General features: G+C 59.6%; 20 protein-coding genes and 3 tRNA genes. 17 read left to right on the top strand and 6 right to left on the bottom strand.

What is annotated here, in order from left to right; translation table 11 throughout:
• Nucleotides 1-161: 161 nt before the first annotated feature.
• The 5 genes from CO583_RS08945 (at nucleotide 162) to putA (ending at nucleotide 7871) form a co-directional block, all read left to right on the top strand.
• Nucleotides 162-1370, top strand: a complete 1209-nt coding sequence (locus tag CO583_RS08945) for a cysteine desulfurase family protein (protein WP_086431858.1) — start codon at nucleotides 162-164, stop codon at nucleotides 1368-1370.
• Nucleotides 1371-1377: 7 nt separating this feature from the next.
• Nucleotides 1378-2511, top strand: coding sequence for a cysteine desulfurase family protein (locus CO583_RS08940; protein WP_248630877.1), 1134 nt, complete (start codon nucleotides 1378-1380; stop codon nucleotides 2509-2511).
• 32 nt (nucleotides 2512-2543) lie between these two features.
• Nucleotides 2544-2858, top strand: coding sequence for a ferredoxin family 2Fe-2S iron-sulfur cluster binding protein (locus CO583_RS08935; RefSeq protein ID WP_043559617.1), 315 nt, complete (start codon nucleotides 2544-2546; stop codon nucleotides 2856-2858).
• Between the two features lie 11 nt (nucleotides 2859-2869).
• Complete coding sequence (mnmA, locus tag CO583_RS08930; RefSeq protein ID WP_043559613.1) at nucleotides 2870-3946, top strand: tRNA 2-thiouridine(34) synthase MnmA; 1077 nt, start codon at nucleotides 2870-2872, stop codon at nucleotides 3944-3946.
• Nucleotides 3947-4235: 289 nt separating this feature from the next.
• A complete protein-coding gene (putA, locus tag CO583_RS08925; protein WP_248630859.1) occupies nucleotides 4236-7871 on the top strand; it encodes a bifunctional proline dehydrogenase/L-glutamate gamma-semialdehyde dehydrogenase PutA in 3636 nt (1211 codons plus the stop codon).
• A gap of 147 nt (nucleotides 7872-8018) precedes the next feature.
• On the opposite strand, the gene CO583_RS08920 is transcribed toward putA, so the two are convergent.
• The gene (locus CO583_RS08920; RefSeq protein WP_043559608.1) at nucleotides 8019-8966 is read right to left on the bottom strand and encodes a hydrogen peroxide-inducible genes activator; all 948 of its coding nucleotides are present in this window, start codon (nucleotides 8964-8966) and stop codon (nucleotides 8019-8021) included.
• Nucleotides 8967-9199: 233 nt separating this feature from the next.
• Here CO583_RS08920 and ahpC point away from each other — a divergent pair, with 233 nt between their 5' ends.
• Nucleotides 9200-9772, top strand: coding sequence for an alkyl hydroperoxide reductase subunit C (gene ahpC, locus CO583_RS08915; protein WP_043559605.1), 573 nt, complete (start codon nucleotides 9200-9202; stop codon nucleotides 9770-9772).
• Between the two features lie 147 nt (nucleotides 9773-9919).
• Entirely contained in the window at nucleotides 9920-11485 is a 1566-nt protein-coding gene (gene ahpF, locus CO583_RS08910) for an alkyl hydroperoxide reductase subunit F (protein ID WP_043559602.1), read from the top strand.
• A gap of 91 nt (nucleotides 11486-11576) precedes the next feature.
• On the opposite strand, the gene CO583_RS08905 is transcribed toward ahpF, so the two are convergent.
• Nucleotides 11577-12446, bottom strand: coding sequence for a restriction endonuclease (locus CO583_RS08905; protein WP_248460240.1), 870 nt, complete (start codon nucleotides 12444-12446; stop codon nucleotides 11577-11579).
• A gap of 29 nt (nucleotides 12447-12475) precedes the next feature.
• Nucleotides 12476-12550: transfer RNA gene (locus CO583_RS08900), tRNA-Thr, on the bottom strand.
• A 116-nt stretch (nucleotides 12551-12666) separates the two neighbouring features.
• On the opposite strand from CO583_RS08900, the gene CO583_RS08895 reads away from it, so the two are divergent.
• The 3 genes from CO583_RS08895 to CO583_RS08885 are packed head-to-tail and all read left to right on the top strand — an operon-like array spanning nucleotide 12667 to nucleotide 16451.
• Nucleotides 12667-14109, top strand: a complete 1443-nt coding sequence (locus CO583_RS08895) for a paraquat-inducible protein A (protein WP_043559600.1) — start codon at nucleotides 12667-12669, stop codon at nucleotides 14107-14109.
• The gene (locus CO583_RS08890; protein WP_249103369.1) at nucleotides 14106-15788 is read left to right on the top strand and encodes an MlaD family protein; all 1683 of its coding nucleotides are present in this window, start codon (nucleotides 14106-14108) and stop codon (nucleotides 15786-15788) included. Before CO583_RS08895 ends, CO583_RS08890 begins: the two co-directional genes overlap by 4 nt.
• A gap of 3 nt (nucleotides 15789-15791) precedes the next feature.
• A complete protein-coding gene (locus CO583_RS08885; protein WP_248460243.1) occupies nucleotides 15792-16451 on the top strand; it encodes a membrane integrity-associated transporter subunit PqiC in 660 nt (219 codons plus the stop codon).
• A gap of 162 nt (nucleotides 16452-16613) precedes the next feature.
• Here the strand turns inward: CO583_RS08885 and nusG are convergent, their stop codons facing one another.
• The 3 genes from nusG to CO583_RS08870 form a co-directional block, all read right to left on the bottom strand.
• Nucleotides 16614-17147, bottom strand: a complete 534-nt coding sequence (nusG, locus tag CO583_RS08880) for a transcription termination/antitermination protein NusG (RefSeq protein ID WP_043559594.1) — start codon at nucleotides 17145-17147, stop codon at nucleotides 16614-16616.
• 9 nt (nucleotides 17148-17156) lie between these two features.
• Nucleotides 17157-17411 (bottom strand): preprotein translocase subunit SecE, encoded by a 255-nt coding sequence (secE, locus tag CO583_RS08875; protein WP_081562558.1) that lies wholly within the window; start codon nucleotides 17409-17411, stop codon nucleotides 17157-17159.
• Nucleotides 17412-17480: 69 nt separating this feature from the next.
• Nucleotides 17481-17557: transfer RNA gene (locus tag CO583_RS08870), tRNA-Trp, on the bottom strand.
• Nucleotides 17558-17746: 189 nt separating this feature from the next.
• Between CO583_RS08870 and CO583_RS08865 the strand changes: the two genes are divergently transcribed.
• The 7 genes from CO583_RS08865 to atpC all read left to right on the top strand — a co-directional run bounded on the left by CO583_RS08865 (nucleotide 17747) and on the right by atpC (nucleotide 23089).
• A tRNA-Gly gene (locus tag CO583_RS08865) sits at nucleotides 17747-17821 on the top strand.
• Between the two features lie 27 nt (nucleotides 17822-17848).
• Nucleotides 17849-18133 (top strand): hypothetical protein, encoded by a 285-nt coding sequence (locus CO583_RS08860; RefSeq protein WP_143539988.1) that lies wholly within the window; start codon nucleotides 17849-17851, stop codon nucleotides 18131-18133.
• A 15-nt stretch (nucleotides 18134-18148) separates the two neighbouring features.
• The gene (gene atpH / locus CO583_RS08855) at nucleotides 18149-18724 is read left to right on the top strand and encodes an ATP synthase F1 subunit delta (protein WP_249103368.1); all 576 of its coding nucleotides are present in this window, start codon (nucleotides 18149-18151) and stop codon (nucleotides 18722-18724) included.
• Nucleotides 18724-20259 (top strand): F0F1 ATP synthase subunit alpha, encoded by a 1536-nt coding sequence (gene atpA / locus CO583_RS08850; protein ID WP_043559586.1) that lies wholly within the window; start codon nucleotides 18724-18726, stop codon nucleotides 20257-20259. The genes atpH and atpA overlap by 1 nt, the downstream gene beginning before the upstream one ends.
• 12 nt (nucleotides 20260-20271) lie before the next feature.
• Nucleotides 20272-21168 carry a F0F1 ATP synthase subunit gamma gene (locus tag CO583_RS08845; RefSeq protein WP_043559583.1) on the top strand — a complete coding sequence of 299 codons (897 nt, stop codon included), beginning with the start codon at nucleotides 20272-20274 and terminating at the stop codon, nucleotides 21166-21168.
• Nucleotides 21169-21190: 22 nt separating this feature from the next.
• On the top strand, nucleotides 21191-22654 hold the full coding sequence (gene atpD, locus CO583_RS08840) for a F0F1 ATP synthase subunit beta (RefSeq protein ID WP_043559688.1): 1464 nt from the start codon (nucleotides 21191-21193) through the stop codon (nucleotides 22652-22654).
• Between the two features lie 3 nt (nucleotides 22655-22657).
• Nucleotides 22658-23089, top strand: a complete 432-nt coding sequence (gene atpC / locus CO583_RS08835; RefSeq protein WP_043559580.1) for an ATP synthase F1 subunit epsilon — start codon at nucleotides 22658-22660, stop codon at nucleotides 23087-23089.
• Nucleotides 23090-23424: the final 335 nt, after the last annotated feature.

Here is a 23424-nt window from a genome sequence, read left to right as displayed (position 1 = left end):
TCCATCCTCGTGATTTCTACCAAAATCGACTCTTCTGCGCTGGTTTTTTCAAAATGGTAAAGAAGATTGTATCTATCATCCTGTTTGGGCAGGGTTTGTCATGGGGCTTGCGGGAAAGGCACTGTCCCGGATGTGCATGAGCGGAGCAGAAGGTTTTTTTCATGGTTCAGGATACAGCTGTGCAGCAGGGCCCTGTCTATCTCGATGCCAATGCAACCGAACCCCTGCGGCCTGCTGCACGGGCTGCCATGCTGGCCGGGCTGGAGCAGACAGGGAATCCGTCTTCTGTCCATGCCGCAGGACGCAGGGCCCGCATCATGCTGGAAGAAGCCCGCCAGACGATGGCCTCCGCTTTTGGCAGGGAGGCTGACTGCTGTGTGTTCACGTCAGGGGGAACGGAGGCGGATACGCTTGCCCTGCATGGCTTTGGTCGGGCGGAAGGCCGTGCCATTCTCATTGGTGCCACCGAGCATGATGCCATCCGCAAAGCTGCCCCGGAGGCGTCCCTCATTCCGGTTGACGGGCAGGGGGTGATCGACTGCATGGCGCTGGAGGAGATGCTGGCAGCCCATACTCCCGGAACAGGTGATCGGCCGGGGCCGCTGGTCTGCATCATGGCGGCGAATAATGAGACGGGGGTATACGCTCCCCTGCGGGATGTAGCCTCTCTCTGTCGCCAGCATGGTGCCTTTCTGCATGTCGATGCCGTACAGGCTGCAGGCCGGATGCAGGAGCGGGACGAGTTCTCACTGGCTCTGAAAGACGGGTCCCTGGCGGGGGCCAGTCTGGCCCTGTCCGCCCACAAGATGGGTGGTCCCAAGGGGGCCGGTGCCCTGCTGCTGCCGGAGGACAGGCCCCTGGCTCCCCTGCTGCCCGGTGGCGGGCAGGAACGGGGACGGCGGGGTGGCACACCGGCCCTTGCATCCCACATGGGTATGGCCGCCGCCCTTGAGGAGAGTCGGAAGCAGGACTGGACCCTCCTGGAGGCGCTGCGGGATGAGCTGGAGGGTGTCATGGTGCAGGCTGGAGCCCTCATCATGGGGCATGGTGTGGCCCGGCTGTCCAATACCATCAGTGCGGTCCTGCCCGGTGTGGCGGCCCAGATGCAGCTCATGGCGCTGGATATCGAGGGATATTGCGTTTCAGCCGGTTCGGCCTGTTCATCCGGCAAGGTGGCCCGATCCCATGTGCTGGAGGCCATGGGGCAGGGGGAGGCAGCCGGGCAGGCCATCCGTGTCTCGCTGCCGTGGAATGCCGAAGCTGGAGCTGTCAGGGCATTTGGGCAGGTTTATGCTCTCATGGCCCAGCGTTTTGCCGGACGTGGCCTTCTGAAACGCAGCTCTCTCCAGGGAGGTGGCCGTGCAACCTGAAGCTGATGTGATCTATCTGGATTACCTTGCTACGACTCCGTGTGATCCAGCCGTGCTGGAGACCATGCTGCCATGGTTCACACAGTATCCCGCCAACGCAGGGAGCCTGCATCTGCCGGGGCAGAAGGCCAATGCGGCCGTGGAGCAGGCCCGGGAGGAGCTTGCCGGGGCTCTCGCCGTCAGCCCGCAGGAGCTGATCTGGACCTCCGGGGCAACGGAGGCCAACAATCTGGCCATCAAGGGAGCCGCCCGTTTCCTGAAGGAACAGGGTGATGGGCGACGGCGCCTTGTCACCGTGGCAACGGAGCATAAATGTGTGCTGGAAGCTGTACGGTCACTGGAGGGCGAGGGGTTTGAGCCTGTCATCCTGCCGGTGGAGCCGGATGGCCGCCTGTCATCGGATCGTCTGGCAGAGGCCCTGAAGACACCCGCGCTGCTGGTCAGCATCATGGCAGCGAACAACGAGACAGGCGTGGTGCAGGACCTTGGGCGCCTCATGCCGCTGGTGAAGCAGGCCGGCGCCCTGCTGCATGTGGACATGGCCCAGATGTTCGGCAAGCTGCCCTGCACGCTGGAGGGTGTCGATCTCGCTTCATTTTCGGCACACAAGATATATGGTCCCAAAGGCGTGGGAGCGCTGTATGTCCGGCGGCGGCCCCGTGTGCGGCTGCTACCTTTGTTTTCAGGCGGCGGGCAGGAGCGCAGCCTGCGTTCTGGCACGTTGCCGGTCCCGCTGATCATCGGCATGGGGAAGGCCGCCCGGCTGGCCGTGGAGAGCGGGAAGGAGGAGGCTGACCGTCTTGCGGGCTTGCGGGAGAGGCTGTGGCAGGGTATGCGGCAGCTGTTCCCGGTGGTGCGTCTCAATGGTGCGCCTGCCCCACGGCTGCCGGGCGTCTTGAATGTGTGCCTGCCCGCCGGGCTGGAGGCCCAGCAGGTCATGGCAGCAGTGCCGGGGGTTGCTTTTTCATCCGGTTCGGCCTGTTCAGCGGCATCTGGGGCACCATCCTATGTCCTCAGGGCAATGGGATTGACAGAGGCGGAGGCACGCAGGAGCTTGCGCCTGTCGGTGGGACGTTTTACCTCGGCAGGTGATGTGGAGTGCGCAGTGGCCCGTTTTGGGCAGGGCCTTGCCGGGAGGTGAGACCGCTGCATGGATACAGGGAGTAGGGACTTATGCCCCGGATGGTTTTTGTTGAGCGTGATGGTAGCCGCCACGAGGTGGAGGCACAGGCAGGTCTCTCCGTGCTGGAGATCGCCCATGAGAATAATATCGACCTTGAAGGGGCCTGCGAAGGCTCGCTCGCCTGTGCGACCTGTCATGTGATCGTGGACCCGGCCTGGGCGGACAAGCTGAAAAGCCCGACTGATGATGAGGAAGACATGCTTGACCTCGCTTTCGGGCTGGAGAAGACATCCCGTCTGGGTTGCCAGATAGTCATGACGGAAGAGCTGGACGGTCTTGTCGTCCATCTTCCCAAGGCTGGCTGAGGTTTCCAGTCATGCGCATCCTTGTGGCCATGTCTGGTGGGGTGGACAGTTCCGTGGTGGCAGCCCTGCTGAAGCGGCAGGGCCATGAGGTCATCGGAGCAACCCTCCAGCTTTACGACCATAGCGGTCCGGCAAAGCCTGGGGCCTGCTGTGCTGGACGGGACATCATGGATGCCCGCATGGTCGCCGAGCGTATCGGCTTTCCCCATTACGTCATCGATGCGGAGAGCCGCTTCCGGGAAAGTGTGATCGAGAGTTTTGCCGATTCCTACGCTCGGGGGGAGACCCCCGTTCCCTGTGTGGCCTGCAATCAGGGGGTTAAATTCACGGACCTCCTGAACATGGCCCGGGACCTCGGCTGTGAGGCCATGGCAACCGGTCATTACGTACGTCGGCTGGAAGGCCCGGAAGGTGTGGAGATGCACCGCCCGGTGGACCGGGACCGGGACCAGAGCTGGTTCCTGTTTGCCACGACCCGTGAGCAGCTGGAGTTCCTGCGCTTCCCGCTGGGCGAGATGCCCGACAAGGCCCATGTGCGTGCTCTGGCGGAGGAGCTGGGGCTGGATGTGGCCACCAAGCGGGACAGCCAGGATATCTGCTTTGTCACGAACGGCTCCTATGCCGGGCTGGTGGAGAAGATGCGGCCGGAGATTGAAGGGCCGGGTGACATTGTGGCTGAAGACGGGACCGTGCTGGGCCGTCATGAGGGCATTGCCCGTTATACGGTTGGCCAGAGCCGTCGTCTGGGGGATATTCATACGGGGACGGGGGAGCGCCAGATGGTCACGGCCATTGATGTGCCCTCCCGCCGCATCATTGTTGGCCCCCGCCGGAAGGTGACCAGTGATGAAGGCCGCCGGACCGTTCGCCTGCGGGATATGAACTGGTTGATTGACGCCCCGGCAGAGGGTGTGCGCTGTGGTGTACAGCTGCGGGCACGGGAAGGGCTGCGGCAGGCCCTGGTGCGGCCCCTGGAGGGGAACCGGGCCGAGGTGCAGCTGGATGAACCCGCCCTGCCAGCCCCTGGTCAGGCCTGCGTGATGTATGAGGGTGACCGTGTTCTGGGGGGTGGTTTCATCCTTGCCTGAGGGGATGAAACACACTGTTTCCCCAAGCCTTCACACAATATTTATCCAGCCCTTCGGGAGGGTTGTTCCGTCTTGCAGGGGCAGTCGATTGAAGCGGAGGGACGGACATTCCTTGCCGTGCTGCCTTTCTGGCATTCGGAAACGTTTCGTAACCCGAATATAATTTGTGCGAATCGCATTTTTGGATATGGACAACACCCCATGTTTCATGGTCTGGCTGGAGATAGAGAAGTTCCTTCTCCTCTAACAACAGGAAGTGGTTGTCACGCGATCAGCTTGAAGGTTTGCTATGGCTTATTTTGCACGTCATTTTGGTTCATTGCCGGAACGTTCTGCTCTGCGGAAGGCCATCGCCGAGAAGATCCGGTATCCAGAGCAGGAGTGTGTGGAAGCGCTTCTTCCCGCCGCTGAACTGAAACCTGACGAGGAGATCGTGGCTGGCAAGGTGGCCCTTGCTCTGGCCCGCAATCTGCGTGATCACCGTCGGCCCGGCCTGGTTGAGACGCTGGTGCAGGAATTCAGCCTTGGTTCCGCCGAAGGTGTGGCACTGATGAGCATGGCCGAGGCCCTGCTGCGTACTCCTGACCACGCAACCCGGGATGCTCTGATCCGGGATCAGGTTGGTGTCGGTGACTGGCTGTCCCATATGGGGCGTGACAGTGGGCTGATCATCAATGCTGCCTCTTGGGGGCTTGATGTCACGAGCCGTCTTGTATCCCCCAAAAAGCGCATGGGGGCAATTCATGACCTGCTGCGCAAACGGGGTGAGCCGGTTGTCCGCAAAGCCGTGCAGTTTGCCATGCAGATGATGGGCCAGCAGTTCGTGCTGGGCCAGACCATCGAGGGGGCGCTGAAGGATTCCCACAAGCGGCAGGCCCAGGGCTTCAACTACTCTTACGACATGCTGGGTGAGGCAGCGCTGGACCATAACGATGCCGAGCGGTATCAGGCCTCCTACCATGCCGCTCTGGAGGCGATCGGCTCCATGGCCAGGGGCAACACGGTTTATGAGCGCCCCGGCCTGTCCATCAAGCTGTCTGCCCTGCATCCTCGCTACGAGCGTGCCAAGCGTGAGCGTGTGATGGGTGAGCTGCTGCCGACGGTCAAGGCACTGGCCGTACGTGCCAAGCATTACAATATCGGCCTGAACATTGACGCTGAAGAAAGCGAACGTCTGGATCTGTCCCTGGATATTCTGGACGCACTCTGCCGTGACCCGGAGCTGGCCGACTGGGATGGCATCGGTTTTGTTGTGCAGGCCTATGGCCGCCGTGCCGCTGCCGTACTGGATTACATCATCGCTCTTGGCCGTGAGACGCACCATCGCATCATGGTCCGCCTCGTCAAGGGGGCCTATTGGGATACCGAGCTGAAAAAGGCCCAGATTGATGGTGTGCCGGATTTCCCGGTTTTCACCCGCAAATGTCATACGGATGTCAGCTATATCGCCTGTGCCCGCAAGCTGCTGGCCGCTGGTGATGCCGTTTTCCCCCAGTTTGCCACGCATAACGCCCGCACGGTGGCGTCCATCTACGCCATGGCTGGCCGGGACTTCCACGAGGGGCAGTACGAGTTCCAGTGCCTGCATGGCATGGGCGAGGCTCTTTATGAAAGCGTCGTAGGGCAGAAACATCTGGGTCGCCCCTGTCGCATTTATGCCCCGGTCGGAACCTATGACACGCTGCTGGCCTATCTGGTCCGCCGCCTGCTGGAGAATGGAGCCAATTCGTCCTTTATCAATCTTCTGGGAGATTCGAAGATTTCCCTGGAGAAGCTGGTGGAGGACCCGGTCAAGACAACCCGGTCCTACACTCCGGTTGGGGCCCCTCATGCTGAGATCAGCAAGCCGCTCGACATGTTTGAGCCTGACCGCCACAATTCGAAGGGCATGGACCTGAATGATGATCTCGTTCTGGCCCGCCTTGGAAAGGGGCTTGAGGGACTGCCGGAGCATTATGAGGCGGCTCCGCTGGTTCCGGGCCTTGGCAAGGCCGAACGCCCTGTCCACCCGGTGACGAACCCGGCGGAGCGGAGTGACCAGGTCGGGACAGTGACATTCGCCGTGCCAGAGGATGTCACTCGTGCTGTGGATGTTGCTGAGGGAGCTTTCGAGGAGTGGGCAGCCCGGTCCCCTGATGACCGTGGCGCCATTCTTGAGCGTGCGGCCGACCTGCTTGAGGAACGCTACATCGCCTATATGGGGCTGGCTGTCCGGGAGGCTGGCAAGTCCTATCCCAATGCCGTAGCTGAGGTACGGGAAGCGATCGACTTTCTCCGGTACTATGGCGGGACGGTCCGGCGTGAGTTCAGCAGCAAGACCCACCTCCCATTGGGGACAGTTGTCTGCATCAGCCCCTGGAACTTCCCGCTGGCCATTTTCCTTGGGCAGGTCTCTGCCGCTCTGGCCGCCGGTAATACCGTTCTGGCCAAACCGGCAGAAGAAACGCCGCTGATCGCCATGGAGGCCGTCAAACTTCTGCATGAGGCTGGCGTGCCGGAAGAGGTCCTGCAACTCCTGCCGGGTGAGGGTGATGTCGGTGCTGCCATGGTGGCGGACAAGCGCATCGCTGGTGTGCTCTTTACCGGTTCCACGGTTGTGGCGCAGATCATTGCCCGCCAGCTGACTGGCCGTCTCGGGCGCAATGGGCAGCCTGTGCCGCTCGTGGCGGAGACGGGTGGCCTGAACGCCATGGTGGTTGATTCTTCGGCCCTGCCGGAACAGGTGGTGAAGGACATCGTTGCCTCCGCTTTCGACAGTGCCGGCCAGCGCTGTTCCGCCCTGCGTGTTCTCTGCGTGCAGGACGATGCAGCCGATCGCATCATTTCCCTCCTGAAGGGCGCCATGGAAGAACTGCGGATCGGCATCCCGGCCAAGCTGGCCACGGATGTCGGGCCGGTCATCAGTGAAGTGGCCCGCAAGGGAATTGTCGATCACATTGAGGCGCTGCGTGGCCGTAACCATCCGGTCTTCCAGGCGCCGGTTGTGAAGGACGAAACGGCTGACGGCACCTTTGTTCCGCCGACACTGATCGAGGTCAATGCGATCGCTGATGTGGGGGGTGAAATCTTTGGCCCGGTGCTGCATGTGCTGCGTTACCAGCGTGAAGAGCTGGAGGCCCTGATCACCCGTAGCAATGCGGGCGGCTATGGGCTGACCTTCGGCGTGCATAGCCGTGTTCCGTCCCGGATCGACTATCTGGTCGAGCGTGTCGAGGCTGGGAACATCTACGTCAACCGCAACATTGTCGGGGCGATTGTCGGTGTCCAGCCGTTTGGTGGTCATGGCCTCTCAGGGACTGGCCCCAAGGCAGGTGGTCCTCTGGCCCTGCGTCGGCAGCTCGCCCATGCGCCCCGTACGCTGCTGGCCAAACCGGACGCCATGCCTGCCATGGCACGGTCCTGGCTGTTGTGGCTGGGAACGGATGACCGTGAGCTGGTCCGTGAGGTGACGCCATGGATGGATCATGGCCTGCTGGATTGCCGTCTGGAGCTTCCTTCTCCTGTAGGTGAGCGGAATACGTACAGGCTTGAGCCCCGTGGCCGTGTGCTGGTTGTGGCAGAGACACCTACCGGCCTGAAGCGCATGATCAGCTATGCGATCAGCTGCGGGAATGAGGTCGTGGCGCTGGCTGCTCCTGCGGTCATTGCCTCTCTGGATACGCTGCCTGATGTTCTGCGGGAGGTGATCAAGCCAGCAGATTCTCTGGGGGATGTGGAAAAATGTTCCGTCATCCTGACGGAGACCATCAATGAAGGGCTGTGGCAGATCGTTGCAGACCATCTGAAGAACCCGGATGCACCTGTTCCGCTGGTCTATTGGGCTGACAGTGTGACGTTGCAGCCGGAAGCCCTGTTGCAGGAGCGGGTGGTCAGCGTCAATACGGCAGCTGCCGGTGGCAATGCCGAGCTGATGACACTGAGCTGACAGGCTGAAAGGGAGCCGGGCTGACAGGGTCAGCCCGGTGTTCCGGGCATGTTGTGTCTGTAAATGAAAGAACGGGTGGAGGAGCCATGCTCTTCCACCCGTTCTTTCATGTTGGGATATGGAGTCTGCCCCGGGGAGAAGAGCCCTTCAGGTCGGGATCTTCGTTTTGGGCAGCGGCAGGCAGCCATCTGGTGTGGTAGCCCGCAGGAAATTGGCCAGCTCCCGGAAGGATGTTGCCCGTGGGTCGGATGGACGCCAGACGAGGCTGATGGTCCGGCGGGCTTCGCTCTCACTCAGCTCCCGGACTGTCACAAGGCCGTCAAATTCCTGCCTGTTGTTCAGGGCCAGACGGGGAATGAGGGAGAAACCTTCTCCGGCGCCGATCATGTGCCAGAGCATTTCCAGACTGGTGGCCAGACGCTGGTCCTGCGAGCGGAAATTGCTGGGGCAGAGGGAGAGGGCCTGGTCCCGCAGGCAATGTCCGTCTTCCAGCAGCAGCAGGTCCGGCCGAGCTAGGTCGGCAATGGAGAGATTCTTCTTGGTGGCCAGCTCATGGTCTTTGGGGAATACCGCCAGGAAAGGTTCCTGAAAGAGCGGTGCATGTTCCAGTGTTTCGGTAGCAGCCGTGGGTGCCATGAAGGCAACATCCAGATCGCCCTGCCGGAGAGCCTGTACCAGATTGGGCGTGGTGTTCTCATTCAGCCTCAGGCCCAGCTGGGGGTACTTCTGGCGCAGGCGGGGCAGAAGGCCGGGGATGTAGTACGGCCCGAGAGTGGGAATGACGCCGATATGCAGGAGGCCGTCCAGCGGTCCTGTATGGGCCCGGGCGACTTCCAGCAGATTGCGGGCTGAGGCCAGCACATCCCGCCCCAGGGCGATGAGGCGCTCACCTTCCGGTGTGGGAGCCACATGCCGACGGGAGCGTTCGAACAGGGTGACATTGAGAAGCTGCTCCAGCTTTCTCACCTGCTCGGACAGCCCCGCCTGACTGACCCCGCAACGCTCAGCTGCACGGGAAAAGTTGCGCAGGTCATCAACTGCGACGACGTACTCGATGTCCCGAAGGGACAGACCGGAAAGAGGAACGTAGGACATAAGGATACCAATAAGCTGAGTTGGAGGCAGGGCCAAGGGAAAAAGACTGGAATCGCATAAGGATTGATAATGATTCTCAATTATACTGATAACAACCCTCAATTAGACGGTTTCAGAGCCGTGGGCTAGAAGGTGAACATGCTTGACATTCCCAAGGTTGGGCTGTCCCTTTGAGGGGACATCCGCAGGCCCTGCGGAAGTCTACAATTCTGAAAGTGAATGAGGAGGTTTCCATGCCTGCTATTGGTTCCGAGATTAAGCCGTTTACCGCCCAGGCTTTCCGTGATGGCAAGTTCCTTCAGGTCTCTGATGCAGACCTGCGTGGCAAGTGGTCCGTCGTGTTCTTCTACCCGGCTGACTTCACCTTTGTCTGCCCGACAGAGCTGGAAGACCTCGCCGAGAACTATGAGACCTTCCAGAAGATGGGTGTCGAGGTCTTCGGTGTCTCCACAGACAAGCACTTCACCCACAAGGCATGGCACGACACGTCCCCGGCCATCGGCAAGGTGCAGTACACCATGATCGGTGACCCGTCTGGCGACATCGCCCGCAACTTCGATGCTCTGCGTGCCGATGGCAGCCACACGGCTGACCGCGCCACGTTCCTGATCGACCCGGAAGGCAAGATCCAGTACATCGAGATCACCTCCGAGGGTGTGGGCCGTAGCGCTGCCGAGCTGCTCGACAAGATCCGTGCTGCCCAGTACATCGCTGCTCACCCGGGTGAAGTCTGCCCGGCCAAGTGGAAAGAGGGTGGCGACACGGCAACCCTGAATCCGTCCCTGGACCTGGTCGGCAAGATCTGATCACGCCCTGAAAACGGGAAGTATGGTGGGGGGCCTCTCCCCACCGTTGAGGGGAGGCGTGCTGCGTTGTGGTGCGCCTCCTTTTTCATGGGGCCGATTCCCCGGTCTGCCAGACCCTGAGCACCAGAGATTCTGGAGAGAGAATTCATGCTGAACGACGAACTCAAAGGCCAGCTGAGAGGGTACCTCCAGCATCTGCGCCACAACATCATTCTTGTTGCCTCCCTTGATGAGGGCGACAAGTCCCGTGAGATGAAAGAATTTCTTAACGAAATTTCCGAACTCTCTGATAAGGTTTCCTATCAGGAAGGTGGCAATGACGTCCGTCGCCCGTCTTTCCTGATCCGTGCCGCAGATTCAGATGTTCAGGTCTGCTTTGCGGGCATCCCGATGGGCCACGAGTTTACGTCTCTGGTACTGGCCCTGCTTCAGGTTGGTGGTCACCCGCCGAAGGTCGAGGCTGAACAGGTTGCGCAGATCAAGGCCCTGAAGGGTGATTTCCATTTCGAGACCTATTTCTCCCTGTCCTGCCACAACTGCCCGGATGTCGTTCAGGCCCTGAACACGCTGAGCGTGCTCAACCCCAACATCCGCCACACGGCCATTGATGGTGCCCTGTTCCAGGATGAGGTGAACGAGCGTGATGTGCGTTCCGTCCCTCAGGTGTTCCTGAACGGTGAGCGTTTCTCCACTGGTCGCATGGAACTGCCGGAGATTCTGGCCAAGATCGATACTGAAGGTGCTGCCAAGGCTTCCGAGAAGCTGAATGACGAGGCTCCGTTCGACACGCTGGTGATCGGGTCTGGTCCGGCTGGCTGTGCCGCCGCCATCTACACGGCCCGCAAGGGTGTCCGCACTGGTCTGCTGGCTGAGCGCTTCGGTGGTCAGGTCATGGATACGGCTGGCATCGAGAACTTCATCTCCGTACCGGAGACCGAAGGTCCGGCCCTTGCCAAGAATCTGGAGCAGCATGTTCGCAGCTATGATGTCCGTGTCATCACGGCACAGCGTGCTGCCAAGCTGATTCCGGCCGAGAAGGAAGGTGGCCTGCACGAGATCGTGCTGGAGAGCGGTGCCCACCTGAAGGCCCGTACCATCATCGTGGCAACAGGTGCCCGCTGGCGTCAGCTGAACGTGCCGGGTGAGGAAGAATACCGCACACGGGGCGTCGCCTACTGCCCGCATTGTGATGGTCCGTTCTTCAAGGGCCGTCCGGTTGCTGTTGCCGGTGGTGGCAACAGTGGCGTGGAAGCCGCCATCGACCTCGCCGGTATCGTGTCCCACGTGACGCTGCTTCAGTATGACCCTGTGCTGACGGCTGATGAGGTCCTTCAGAACAAGGTCCGCAGCCTGCCGAATGTCGATATCGTGGTGAACGCCCGCACGACCGAGATCCGTGGTGATGGCCGCAAGATGACCGGCCTGAGCTGGCAGGATGTCAAGGATGGCAGCGAGCACAGCATCGACGTGGACGGCATCTTCGTCCAGATCGGCCTGCTGCCGAACACGGACTGGCTGAAGGGTGGCATCGAGATGTCCCGCATCGGTGAGATCGGCATTGACGAGCGTTGCCGTACCTCCATCCCCGGCGTGTTTGCTGCCGGTGATGCCACGACGGTGCCGTACAAGCAGATCATCGTGGCGATGGGTGAGGGTGCCAAGGCTGCCCTGTCTGCCTTTGACCACATCATCCGTGTCCCGGCTGCTTCCTGAGGGAACACATGATAGGCCCGGGCTGCTTCTGATGTGGCAGTCTGGGTGACTGGATGAAGAGACCGGCCTGTTTCAGGCCGGTCTTTTTTGTTTATGGGTGAAAAAGGTCCGGCTGGGGCTGGAGGTCCATGAGGCCCAGTGTTGAAAGCTGGCTGTGATGCAGCAGATGGACACCGGTGGCATGGGCCAGCTGCCGGGCCGGGCGGGTATAGCCAGCGTTGGAGACGACAGCTGCATACTGGGCCTGACGGTGCTGCCGGGCTGTGAAAATTTCCTGGACAGCCTTGTTCCCGACCGGCCTGCCATAGAGTTTGCATTGTATGACGAGCCGGACTCCGCTCTGCTCGGCAATGATGTCCATGCCCTGGTCTGCCCCCGGTGGTGTGGTGCGTGCCTGCCATCCGGCCTGACGCAGCAGTCCGGCGCAGAAACGTTCATAATCCAGCGGGTCCATGGTGGCGGTGAACTGCCGTGGTGTGGTGCTGCTCCCGGCGGCGGCTGGGGGAGGAGATGTCCTGTTGCGCTTGAGAAGGATTTTTACCACACGGCTGATGCGTCGGAGGGTCCGCCGCCGCAGGGAGGGCCATATGTCAGCCAGATTTTCCTGCATCAGGCAGGTGAGAAGGATGCTCTGGCAGAAATAGTCCAGCTCCCTGTGCCAGCGTTGTTTGTCCACGACGCCATAATGGTTTTCGGTCAGGCAGGCCTGTTGGCGTTGCGCCAGTGTATGCTGATGCCGGGCAATGAGCTGGCAGAGAAGCTGCCAAGCCTTGCGCCTGCGTCGCACACGATGGCGGTACTGGAGAAACAGGACCAGGAAAAAGCCGAGGAGAAGTGCATCCGCGGGAAGGATGGCAATACCATGCCCGGGCAGGAAGGAGGGTGTTACGCTGCCGTGGTGAAGTGCTGGGGGCAGTGGACCGGAGCGGGGAAAAAAACCACCATCCGGTTGTCCCGCCATGTCCGCCTTCGATCCTGTGTAGGGGAAGCTGGTGCCGACACTCGGAATTGAACCGAGGACCTACTGATTACGAATCAGTTGCTCTACCCCTGAGCTATGTCGGCATCGGGTTGAGCCTATACAGAAAAATGAGGTGACAGGCAACGGTGTATGTAAAATATTTATGGATAACGGCCTGAAAGGGGTTGCAGACCCCTCTCTGGCGGCGCAAGAGGGGTGGATGTTCAGAAAAGATCATTTTCACAAAGGATTGTGGAGCCAGGGCGGAGCCTGTTCCTTCCTGCGGCATGATGTGGACCAGCCCGCACTCAAGGTGGTGGCCGGGGTGGATGAATGTGATGTCTGTGGTCTCTTCCAGCATGTTCCTCACCTGCGGCCAGGACATGTTCTGAGCTGCGCCCGTTGCGGAAATACCATGGCACGACGGCGCAGGACTTCGGAGATTGGCGGCCCGCTGGTCTTCTGCCTTTCAGCTCTGGCGCTGTATATCGTGCTGCTGGTCAGCCCGCTCATGACGCTCAACATCTACGGGCGGGAGAACATGGTCACCCTCATGAGCGGCCCGCTGGAAATGGCCCGGCAGGGTTATGGGAGCATTGCCATACTGGTGGCTCTGGCCAGCGTGCTCATGCCTGGCATCGTGCTCGTCTGCATGACGCTGATTCTTTATGGTGCGTCCCGGGATGAAATGCCCCGTTGGGTCCGTCCCCTGCTGGCCTGGTATGAAAAGCTGCGCCCGTGGTCCATGGTCGAGGTGTACGTCATTGGCCTGCTCGTGGCCTATACCAAGCTGGTTGATCTGGCCCTGGTCATCCTGCAACCGGGCGTGTACCTGCTCGGGGGGCTGATGGTGATGATGGCAGCCATGGATTCGGCCTTTGATGCCGACATGATATGGAGGCACAGGTCCGTCACCAGGCGCCCTGGTCTGGGCATATACATGGCGGAGGGGCGTGCCCTGCCGCCGGAGAAGCACATGCTGTCCTGCCATGCCTGTGGACTGGTTTTTGTCGCCCGTGGCCCGGTGGATGATGAGCGTGACATGGGGGATTGCCCTCGTTGTGGGCAGATACTTCGGCGGCGCAAGCGGAACAGCCTTCAGGCGGCCATGTGTTTTCTGGTGGCGGCTTTCATTTTCTACATTCCGGCCAACATGCTGCCGGTCATGGCCTTCGTGAAGGTTGGGCACGGACACCCCAGCACCATCATTTCTGGAGTGATCCAGCTTTGGGAGGCTGGCCTTTACTTTCTGGCTCTGCTGGTGCTTTTTGCCAGCATCACCGTGCCGGTCCTCAAGGTGTTCCTGCTGGCCCTGATGATCGGCTGTGAATGTCGGGGCAGGGCCTCTCACAAGGCGCTGAAGCGCCTGACAGGCCTTTACAAGGTCGTGGTGTTCATTGGTCGCTGGTCGATGATTGACGTGTTCATGATCTCCATTCTGGCGGCTGTGGTCCGGTTCGGCTTCATGGCGAGCGTGACGGCCGAGCTGGGTGTGGTCTTCTTTGCTCTTGTGGTTGTGTTAACTATTTTTGCCGCAGACCTGTATGATCCCCGGCGTATGTGGGATGCTGCAGGCTATAACCGGCAGGGTCTGGGCCATTCCAGGCAGGGTGGAGAAGAGGATGTGACGGAATTACGGGGTATGGAGCCTGAAAAAGCGTGAGAGATGAGCATCTGAAGCGACATTCCGAAGGTGGACATGGGGCAGAGGCCAATGTCCGGCTGCCACGGTTTTCCGTGCTCTGGATCATTCCCATCCTTGCTCTGCTGATTGCCGGATGGTTGGCCTGGAGGCACTTTGCCACCATGGGGCCGAGCATTGTCGTCTCCTTTGATGCTGCTGATGGCATTGTTCCGGGGCAGACGCAGGTCAAGAACAAGGCGGTGAACCTGGGTGTGGTGCAGGGCGTAGCCCTGAGCCCGGACATGACCCATGCTGATGTGACTATCCAGATGAGTGGCATCGATCCGCGGACGCTCAATGAGCATACCCGGTTCTGGGTTGTCAGCCCGCGCATCAACGGGGCCAGCATCACGGGGCTGGATACGCTTTTTTCTGGTGCCTATATCGCCATGGATCCGGGCAAACCGGAGGGAGGCCATTACCAGACCCACTTTAAGGGGCTGGAAGCGCCTCCCGGTATCCGCTCGGACAAACCGGGCAGCACATATTGGCTGGTTTCGTCCACCCTGGAATCCCTCGGGGCCGGGGCTCCCATTTTCTACCGGGACGTACAGGTGGGGGAAATCCTTGGTTATACCATGCCGCCTGGTGGAGAGGGGCCTCTTTTGATCAAGGCCTTCGTGAAGGCGCCCTATGATCGTTATCTGAGGGCTGACAGCCGGTTCTGGAATGTATCGGGGATGCAGATAGGCTTTGGAGCCGGGGGCATGAATATTCGCCTCCAGTCATTCCAGGCTCTTCTTTCCGGTGGGGTGGCGTTTGGTCGTCCTGACAGTGCACAGACTGAGGATACGCCGCCTGCGGTGGCCAATTCCGTTTTCCATCTCTACAAGACAAAGGAGGATGCGGATAATGCCCGTTATCGTCACAAGGTCCCTGTTCTGACCTATGTCGATACAGCTGTGGCTGGCCTGACGGAAGGCAGCAAGGTGACGATGTTCGGTCTTCAGGTCGGACAGGTGACAGGTGTGCATCTGGAGTTGGGAGGTAATAAACGTGGTCACGCTCCCCGTGTCCGGGTGGAGATGCAGCTTGAACCTGAGCGTGTGATTGCTGACGATGAGCAGGATTCCGCCCGGAAGAGCGATCTGCTGGGCAGTTTTGTGGCTGAAGGGATGCGTGCATCTGTTCAGAATGTCAGTTTCCTGACAGGGGAGGCCATGATTGCCCTGTCTTTCGCGCCTGACAAGACGCATGAAGGGCAGCAGATAACGTTTGAGAATGGTGTAGCCGTGATTCCAAGCCAGCCCGGCGGCATGGACAGCATCCTCCAGTCAGTGTCCACCATCACGGACAAGATTGCGGCCATGCCGCTGACCCAGATCGGTGACCATCTGAATGAGATTCTCGCTCATGGTGATGAACGTCTCAGAAGCCCCGAGGTCACACGGGCCATGGCCGGCCTGAGTGGCTCTCTGGTCTCGCTGAACCATCTGCTGGACCATGCGGATGAGCATCTTCCAGAGCTGATGGTCAATCTGAATGGCACACTGGCGCAGGCCCGTACGATGCTGTCCTCCTATGGGGGCAATCCGGACTTCCGCAGAAATCTTGAAGAGCTGATTGTCCAGCTGACACGGATGTCCCGCTCTTTCCATCTTCTGGCGGACTATCTGGACCATCATCCATCATCTCTCATTACCGGTCGGGGGCCCTGATCCATGAAGCGTTTTTTCCACCCTTCCTTCGTGCGTTCATGTGGGCTGCTGGGAGCTGTCTGCCTGGGAGGTGTTCTGTTGGCCGGGTGCAGCAGTACACCTACGACCTATTATGTTCTGGCACCGCAGACCGGGCCAGTGGCGTCCCCTGTGATACAGGCGGCCCTGCCACAGGCCATTGAGGTGCTTACCCCATCCATCACCTCCCGGCTGGATCGGGATGGTCTTTTGAGGGTGATGCAGGATGCCCAGGATCATATGGTGCCTGCTGCTGCTTGGAGTGAGCCGCTCGGCGAGATGCTTGGTCATGCCCTGGCAGCCAACCTGAGGCAGCGCCTGCCCGGCCATGTGCTGTTTTCCCAGAATGATTCTGTAGCCGTGACGGCTGGAGCCTATCTGGAGCTGAGCCTGTCCCGGTTCGAGCAGGATGTATCTGGTCATGCTGTCATTACTGGTGTGCTGTCTGCCCACAGGGCAGGGGCGCCAGATTCACAGGCTCGTGCAGTGAATGTGCAGTGGGTATCGCCGCAGCCTGTCGGAACGAAGCCAGCCGACATGGTGCGGGTTCTGGCGGAAGGTATGGGAGTACTGTCCGACCAGGCCATCCAGCTTCTGTATTCGCTACCGGCACTGCCGGTCCATGAGGAGGCCTCCAGCCTGTAACGGAACAGGGCTTCTGCCTGATGGGGAAACCCTGTACGGCCTCTGGAAGGCTGTACGGGGTTTTTTCATGCCTTCATGAATGAGAAGGGGAAGCCATAAAAAAACCACCCGCTTCAGACCATGAAGGGGTGGTTTCTTTGGAAAGGAACGAAGGCCCTTCCTTCAGAGTTTTTCGACCTGATTGTAGTCCAGATCCACCGGTGTGGAGCGGCCAAAGATGGAGACGCTGACCTTGAGGCGCTGGTTCTCCGTATCGACTTCTTCGACACTGCCATTGAAGGATGTGAAAGGCCCATCGGAAACCCGCACCTGCTCGCCAATCTCGAAAGACAGGCTGGAGCGGGGACGCTCGACACCTTCCTGAGCCTGCTGGAGAATCCGCTTGGCTTCAGCATTGCTGATGGGCGTTGGCTGGTTGTTGCGTGTACCCAGAAAGCCCGTCACTTTCGGTGTGTCCTTGACGAGATGCCAGGCACGGTCCGTCAGTTCCATTTTGACCAGAACATAACCGGGGAAGAATTTGCGTTCCGTGTTCACCTTGCGGCCACGACGGACCTCGGTCACTTCCTCGGACGGTACCAGAATTTCTTCGAACTGATCGCTCAGCCCCTTCTTTTCGGCCTGTTCACGGATATGATCGGCAATCTTCTTCTCGAAGCCTGAATAGACATGCACAACGTACCAGCGTTTTGCCATGATGCTGCTTTAGCCTCCGATGCCTAAGATTTTGCTGATCCCCAGGCCGATCAGCTGATCGACGACGAAAAAGAAAATACAGGTGGCGACGACCATGGCCAGCACGGCACCTGTTGTAATGATGGTATTGCGACGCGTCGGCCACGTAACACGTCTGGCCTCGGCACACACATCTGAAAAATATCTACGAAGGCTGAATCCTGGGCCTTTCTGGGCCGGAGGCATCTTCGGTGAATTGCCTTTCGGCTTTGTGACCGACACCATTATCCTCAAATCTATCTCGGCCCGAGCCCTGTCACCCGGGTAAGGCAGTCAGGCGGGCAGGGTATGACGTGGCAGGGGTGGAGGGTCTCGAACCCCCAACCTCCGGTTTTGGAGACCGGCGCTCTAGCCAATTGAGCTACACCCCTTCAGGGTCGAATCGACCTGCGACCGTCCGCCCCTCAGGGCTTGACGATGGGCAGGAAAAGATAACGACAGGCCCATAAAGTCAAGCACTATCTCCAAGAAAATGAAAAAACCTTTCACATCTGCAGGGTGGGGTGAATCCCCCCTTGTCTTGCTCTGGGAGAGCGGTTATATCTCCAGCCCGAAACAGAGCGGGCGTAGCATAATGGCTAATGCAGTAGCCTTCCAAGCTTCTGATGAGGGTTCGATTCCCTTCGCCCGCTCCAGTCTCCTGAAAAATTGACACTCTGCGCATGGGCCTCGCCATCTATCCATCTAGTAAATGGATGGAACGGGGGCTGCTTGGTGCTGGAGTCCGCGGGCATTGCATCCCTGCTATGCTGGCCGGTTCCACCGGTGTTGTGGGCCGTGGCCCGGTTGGTCCTCTGGTTGCGCTGGAGGGCCCCGCCGTGTTAGTGGACATGGACGAAACACTGGCCGGGTTCCGGCTCTGGGACGCCGTGCTGTCACGCAGCATGTTCCGGGGCATGCCGGTTGGGTTGTGCCGGGAAACCGGTCGTGAAAGCAGAACCTCATGAAGACGGAATGAACCCGTGACGGTTGCACAGGAAAAGCAGATCAGGGCGCCAGGCGAAGTGGCGCAGCGTTATGCCCGGGCCTTTGAGGACTATCTCTCGGACAGCAAACAGGACAAGGTCACCGTGCTGGAGCAGGTGCGGGCGCTGCGAAAGGCCATCGCCCAGCTGCCGGACCTGCGTACCGCTCTGGCGGATCCCCGGCTCGACATCAGCCAGACGGAAAAACTGGTGAAAGCCCTTGGCTCCGCTCTCGGGCTTGGTGAGGCCCTGCAGCGGTTTGTTGGCTTCATTGCCCATCAGCGCCGTCTGTCTGGCCTGGATGAAATCCTGTCAGCCGTTCTTCTTCTGGACGCCCGCCAGCGTGGCGAGGTGCGTGTGGAAGTGACGACTGCCCGCCCAATGGAAGATGGGCAGCGTGAAAGCCTCCGTGCCAGCCTCCAGCAGGCCGGGTATGCCAATATTGCCATGACTGAACATGTTGATCAAACCCTGCTTGGGGGTATGGTTGTGCGTGTTGGTTCAGTTCTTTTTGATACATCGATCGCCGGGCGTCTGGCCCGTCTGCAGAACGCCATGAAGGGAGCCGCGTGATGGAGATCCGTCCCGCCGAGATTTCAGAAATTCTCAAGCAGCAGATCGCGTCCTTTGATCAGCCTGCCGCTGTTTCAGAGACAGGGACCGTTCTGTCCATTGGGGATGGGATTGCCCGCGTTTATGGTCTGACCAATGTTCAGGCCGGTGAAATGGTCGAGTTTGAGGGGAGTGGCGTGCGTGGCATGGCTCTCAACCTCGAGAGCGACAGCGTTGGTGTCGTCATTTTCGGTGAGGGTGACCTCATCAGCGAAGGTGATACCGTGCTGCGCACCGGCAAGGTTGTGGAAGTTCCCGTCGGCAAGGGGCTTCTGGGGCGTGTCGTGGATGCTCTGGGCAACCCGATTGATGGCCGTGGTCCGCTGGAGAATGTCGAATATCGTCGTGCTGATGTCCGGGCTCCGGGTATCATGCCCCGTCAGTCCGTCAGTGAGCCGATGCAGACCGGCATCAAGGCCATTGATGCCCTCGTGCCGATCGGGCGCGGGCAGCGTGAGCTGGTGATTGGTGACCGTCAGACAGGTAAGACCGCCATCCTGATCGACACCATCGTGGCCCAGAAGGGTGTCAATGCCGAGGGTGACCCGAAGAAGTCCCTGTACTGCATCTATGTTGCTGTCGGGCAGAAGCGGTCCACGGTGGCCAACCTTGTGCGCAAGCTGACAGAAGCTGGTGCGATGGATTACTCCATCGTCGTGGCTGCCACGGCCTCCGATGCTGCCCCGATGCAGTATCTGGCTCCTTATTCTGCTTCTGCCATGGGTGAGTATTTCCGGGATAACGGGATGCACTCCCTGCTCTGTTATGATGACCTCTCCAAGCAGGCTGTGGCCTATCGCCAGATGTCCCTGCTGCTGCGCCGTCCGCCGGGGCGTGAGGCTTTCCCGGGTGACGTGTTCTACCTGCACTCCCGTTTGCTGGAGCGCTCCGCCAAGATGTCCGAAGAGTTCGGTGCCGGGTCCATGACGGCCCTGCCGGTGATCGAGACACAGGCTGGTGACACGTCCGCCTACATTCCGACCAACGTTATTTCCATTACGGATGGTCAGATCTTCCTTGAAACTGACCTGTTCTACAAGGGTATTCGCCCGGCCGTGAACGTGGGTGGGTCCGTGTCCCGCGTGGGGTCGGCTGCGCAGATCAAGGCCATGAAGCAGGTTGCCGGTACCATCAAGCTGGAGCTGGCCCAGTATCGTGAGATGGCTTCCTTTGCCCAGTTTGCCTCTGACCTTGATCCGGCAACACGCCGTCAGCTGGATCGTGGTGCCCGCCTTGTGGAGCTGCTGAAGCAGCCGGAAACCTCCCCGCTGGCTGTTGAGGAGCAGGTGGCTGTTCTGTACGCTGGAACCCGTGGCTATCTGGATTCCGTGGCAGTCAACCAGGTGACGTCCTATGAGGCTGCTCTCCTGGAGGAGCTGCGCAACGGTGGCAAGAGTGTTCTGGCCAGGATCCGTACCGAGCAGAAGCTGACACCGGAGATCGAGGGTGAGCTCAAGTCCCTGCTTGAGGCCTTCAGCAAACGTTTTTCAGCCTGAGGGTTGTAGCTCATGCCTTCATTGAAAGAACTGCGCGGAAGGATTGCGGGGGTCAAATCGACCCGCAAGATCACGAGCGCAATGAAAATGGTCGCTGCCTCAAAGCTGAGGCGCGCCCAGAATCAGGCCGAGGCAGCCCGCCCCTATGCTGATACCATGCGGCGTATGATGAGCGAGCTGGCAGCGGCATCGCAGGGGATGGACCCTTCCACCCTGCCGCCGCTTCTGGCTGGCACGGGACGGGACAATGTGCATCTTCTCATTGTTCTGACGTCCGATCGTGGACTGGCCGGTGGCTTCAATGCCAACATCATCCGTGCTGCCCGTCAGCAGATCGAGGACCTTCTGGCGCAGGGTCGTACCGTGCGTCTGCTGCCCGTTGGCCGCAAGGGCGCTGAGATCTTCAGGCGCTATTATCCGGACATGGTTGTGGATTCGCTCCACAACAAGGCGGGGACCCAGCAGGATGCTTATGCCCTTGCCCAGGATCTGGCGAAACGTGTTGCCGATCTGGTCGAGGGTGGGGAGATTGATGCCTGCACCCTGATGCGCAACCGCTTTGTCAATGCGATGACCCAGACGCCACAGGCCCTTGGTCTTGTTCCTCTGCCTGTTGCGGAGAATGACAATGCCGGGGAGAAGAGGACAGACGGCGCTGTCTACGAGTTTGAGCCTGATGAAGGCCACCTTCTTGCACAGCTTCTGCCACGCAATCTGCTTGTGCAGTTTTATGCTGCCGTGCTGGAGAGCGCTGCCGGTGAGCAGGGTGCCCGCATGACGGCCATGGATAATGCCAGCCGCAATGCGAGCAAGGCCATCGAGCGTCTGTCGCTCCGGTATAACCGGACACGTCAGGCCAATATTACTAACGAGCTGATCGAAATCATTTCCGGCGCAGAAGCCGTCTGAGATCATGCAGGAGAGAAATCTGATGTCTGAGGAACTCAACCGCTCTGCTGAAAATGCCGGTGTTGGTGTTGGACGGATCACCCAGATTCGTGGCCCGGTGGTGGATGTCCAGTTTACGGACAAGCTGCCGCATATTCTGAATGCCCTTCATGTCATGAATGGTGATCAGACGGTCGTGCTGGAAGTTGCGCAGGAAATTGGTGAGCGTCAGGTCCGTTGCATCGCCATGGAAGGGACTGATGGTCTCGTTCGTGGTGCTGAGGTGACCGATACGGGCAGCCAGATCACCGTGCCGGTTGGTCCGGCTACTCTGGGCCGCATCATCAATGTCATTGGTGAGCCGGTCGATGAGAAGGGGCCGATCAAGACGGAAACCCGCTTCCCGATCCACCGCCCCGCTCCCTCCTTTGAGGAACAGGCTGCCAATACCGAGATTCTGGTGACAGGTATCAAGGTGATCGACCTTCTTTGCCCGTATCTGAAGGGTGGTAAGATTGGTCTGTTTGGTGGTGCCGGCGTGGGTAAGACCGTCATCATTCAGGAGCTCATCAACAACATCGCCAAGGCGCATGGTGGTGTGTCCGTGTTTGCCGGTGTGGGTGAGCGTACCCGCGAAGGGAACGACCTGTATTACGAAATGCAGGGTGCCGGTGTTATCAAGATTGATGAGAACGGTCATACTGACGGGTCCAAGGTGGCACTGGTCTATGGCCAGATGAACGAGCCGCCGGGTGCCCGTGCCCGTGTGGCCCTGACGGGTCTCTCTGTGGCCGAGTACTTCCGTGATGTGGAAGGTCAGGACGTCCTTTTCTTCGTGGACAACATCTTCCGCTTCACGCAGGCTGGTTCCGAGGTCTCCGCTCTTCTGGGTCGTATCCCGTCTGCTGTGGGCTATCAGCCGACACTGGCAACGGAGATGGGTGCCCTTCAGGAGCGTATTACCTCCACGAAGAAAGGGTCCATCACCTCCGTTCAGGCCGTGTACGTGCCAGCCGATGACCTTACCGATCCGGCTCCAGCTGCTACCTTCGCTCACCTTGATGCTACGACGGTTCTGAACCGTTCCATCGCTGAGATGGGCATCTATCCGGCTGTGGATCCGCTGGATTCGACTTCCCGCTCTCTGGACCCCAAGATTGTGGGGCAGGAGCATTACGAGGTGGCCCGTGCTGTCCAGAGCACGCTCCAGAACTATAAGGAGCTTCAGGACATCATCGCCATTCTCGGCATGGATGAGCTGTCCGAGGAGGATAAGCTGGTGGTGGGCCGTGCTCGCCGCATCCAGCGTTTCCTGTCGCAGCCTTTCCATGTGGCGGAGGTTTTCACGGGGTCTCCGGGCAAGCTGGTGTCTCTGGAAGATACCGTGCGGTCCTTCAAGGCCGTTGTGAACGGTGAGTGCGATGACCTGCCTGAGGGTGCCTTCTACATGGTTGGCGCCATTGAAGAGGCGCAGGCGAAAGCCGAGAAGATGAAGCAGGAGGGCTGATCCATGCCGCTTCGCACCGAAATCGTCAGCCCGGAAAGACGCTATACGGACCGTGAGGTCGATATGGTTGTTGTTCCGGGTACGGAAGGGGACATTGCGGCCATGCCTGGCCGTGCCCCGTTGCTGTTGCAGCTTCGTGGTGGGGTGATCACTCTCTACAAGGACGACCAGGTTCTGGAGCGCTGCTTCGTCACGGGTGGTTTTGTCGACATGACAGCGGATCACTGCACGATTCTTGCCGATTCGGTGCGGGCGCTTGAAGACCTGTCCATTGATGATGCCAGCCAGACGCTGGATGAGCTGAAGAATCAGTGGACAAGGGTTGGTCCTGATGAGGTTGAGCTTCAGGAAAGCTTGGGACGTCAGATTCAGGCTGCCCGTGCGGAGATTGAGGTTGCTGAAAAGGTGAAGCAGCACGATCTCAAGTCTCTTTGAAGCCTTCTTGGTCTCAGACTGTTTTGGGAAAGCCGGTCTCCTTTCAAAGGGGACCGGCTTTTTCTTTTCCATGTTCGATTTTTTTGGTGGGGTGATTCGCCGGGGGTTGTGTTTTTGGGGCTGGGTGGCGGTTTTCTGGGGTTTTTTGGGTTTATGTGAAGAAACTTTGAGAAAGTTTCGGGAATCGTGTTGACCGTATGGGGGTGGGTGCGTATAAGCCCATTCACCGGCGGCGCTGGGGCGGGAGTTCTGGGGCGGCTGGGGTGGTCATTGACAAGAGAATATGGGTTATAAAGTAGAGACTGGAAGGGATATGTTGGCGGCGTTTTCGTTGG

Source organism: Parasaccharibacter sp. TMW2.1882, assembly GCF_023337635.1.
Lineage (GTDB): Bacteria > Pseudomonadota > Alphaproteobacteria > Acetobacterales > Acetobacteraceae > Bombella > Bombella apis.
Note: the sequence above shows the minus strand (reverse complement) of the source record. Positions and strands in the feature narration are given on the sequence as shown.

What these genes read in the sequence shown, in the direction of transcription:
- atpC (WP_043559580.1), top strand. Translation starts at nt 22,658, where the DNA reads ATGCCGCTTCGCACCGAAATCGTCAGCCCGGAAAGACGCTATACGGAC.
- CO583_RS08945 (WP_086431858.1), top strand. Translation starts at nt 162, where the DNA reads ATGGTTCAGGATACAGCTGTGCAGCAGGGCCCTGTCTATCTCGATGCC.
- putA (WP_248630859.1), top strand. Translation starts at nt 4,236, where the DNA reads ATGGCTTATTTTGCACGTCATTTTGGTTCATTGCCGGAACGTTCTGCT.
- CO583_RS08860 (WP_143539988.1), top strand. Translation starts at nt 17,849, where the DNA reads ATGGGCCTCGCCATCTATCCATCTAGTAAATGGATGGAACGGGGGCTG.
- CO583_RS08845 (WP_043559583.1), top strand. Translation starts at nt 20,272, where the DNA reads ATGCCTTCATTGAAAGAACTGCGCGGAAGGATTGCGGGGGTCAAATCG.
- atpD (WP_043559688.1), top strand. Translation starts at nt 21,191, where the DNA reads ATGTCTGAGGAACTCAACCGCTCTGCTGAAAATGCCGGTGTTGGTGTT.
- CO583_RS08935 (WP_043559617.1), top strand. Translation starts at nt 2,544, where the DNA reads ATGCCCCGGATGGTTTTTGTTGAGCGTGATGGTAGCCGCCACGAGGTG.
- mnmA (WP_043559613.1), top strand. Translation starts at nt 2,870, where the DNA reads ATGCGCATCCTTGTGGCCATGTCTGGTGGGGTGGACAGTTCCGTGGTG.
- CO583_RS08905 (WP_248460240.1), bottom strand. Translation starts at nt 12,446, where the DNA reads ATGGCGGGACAACCGGATGGTGGTTTTTTTCCCCGCTCCGGTCCACTG.
- atpA (WP_043559586.1), top strand. Translation starts at nt 18,724, where the DNA reads ATGGAGATCCGTCCCGCCGAGATTTCAGAAATTCTCAAGCAGCAGATC.
- CO583_RS08885 (WP_248460243.1), top strand. Translation starts at nt 15,792, where the DNA reads ATGAAGCGTTTTTTCCACCCTTCCTTCGTGCGTTCATGTGGGCTGCTG.
- ahpF (WP_043559602.1), top strand. Translation starts at nt 9,920, where the DNA reads ATGCTGAACGACGAACTCAAAGGCCAGCTGAGAGGGTACCTCCAGCAT.
- CO583_RS08895 (WP_043559600.1), top strand. Translation starts at nt 12,667, where the DNA reads ATGTTCAGAAAAGATCATTTTCACAAAGGATTGTGGAGCCAGGGCGGA.
- ahpC (WP_043559605.1), top strand. Translation starts at nt 9,200, where the DNA reads ATGCCTGCTATTGGTTCCGAGATTAAGCCGTTTACCGCCCAGGCTTTC.
- nusG (WP_043559594.1), bottom strand. Translation starts at nt 17,147, where the DNA reads ATGGCAAAACGCTGGTACGTTGTGCATGTCTATTCAGGCTTCGAGAAG.
- CO583_RS08920 (WP_043559608.1), bottom strand. Translation starts at nt 8,966, where the DNA reads ATGTCCTACGTTCCTCTTTCCGGTCTGTCCCTTCGGGACATCGAGTAC.
- secE (WP_081562558.1), bottom strand. Translation starts at nt 17,411, where the DNA reads ATGGTGTCGGTCACAAAGCCGAAAGGCAATTCACCGAAGATGCCTCCG.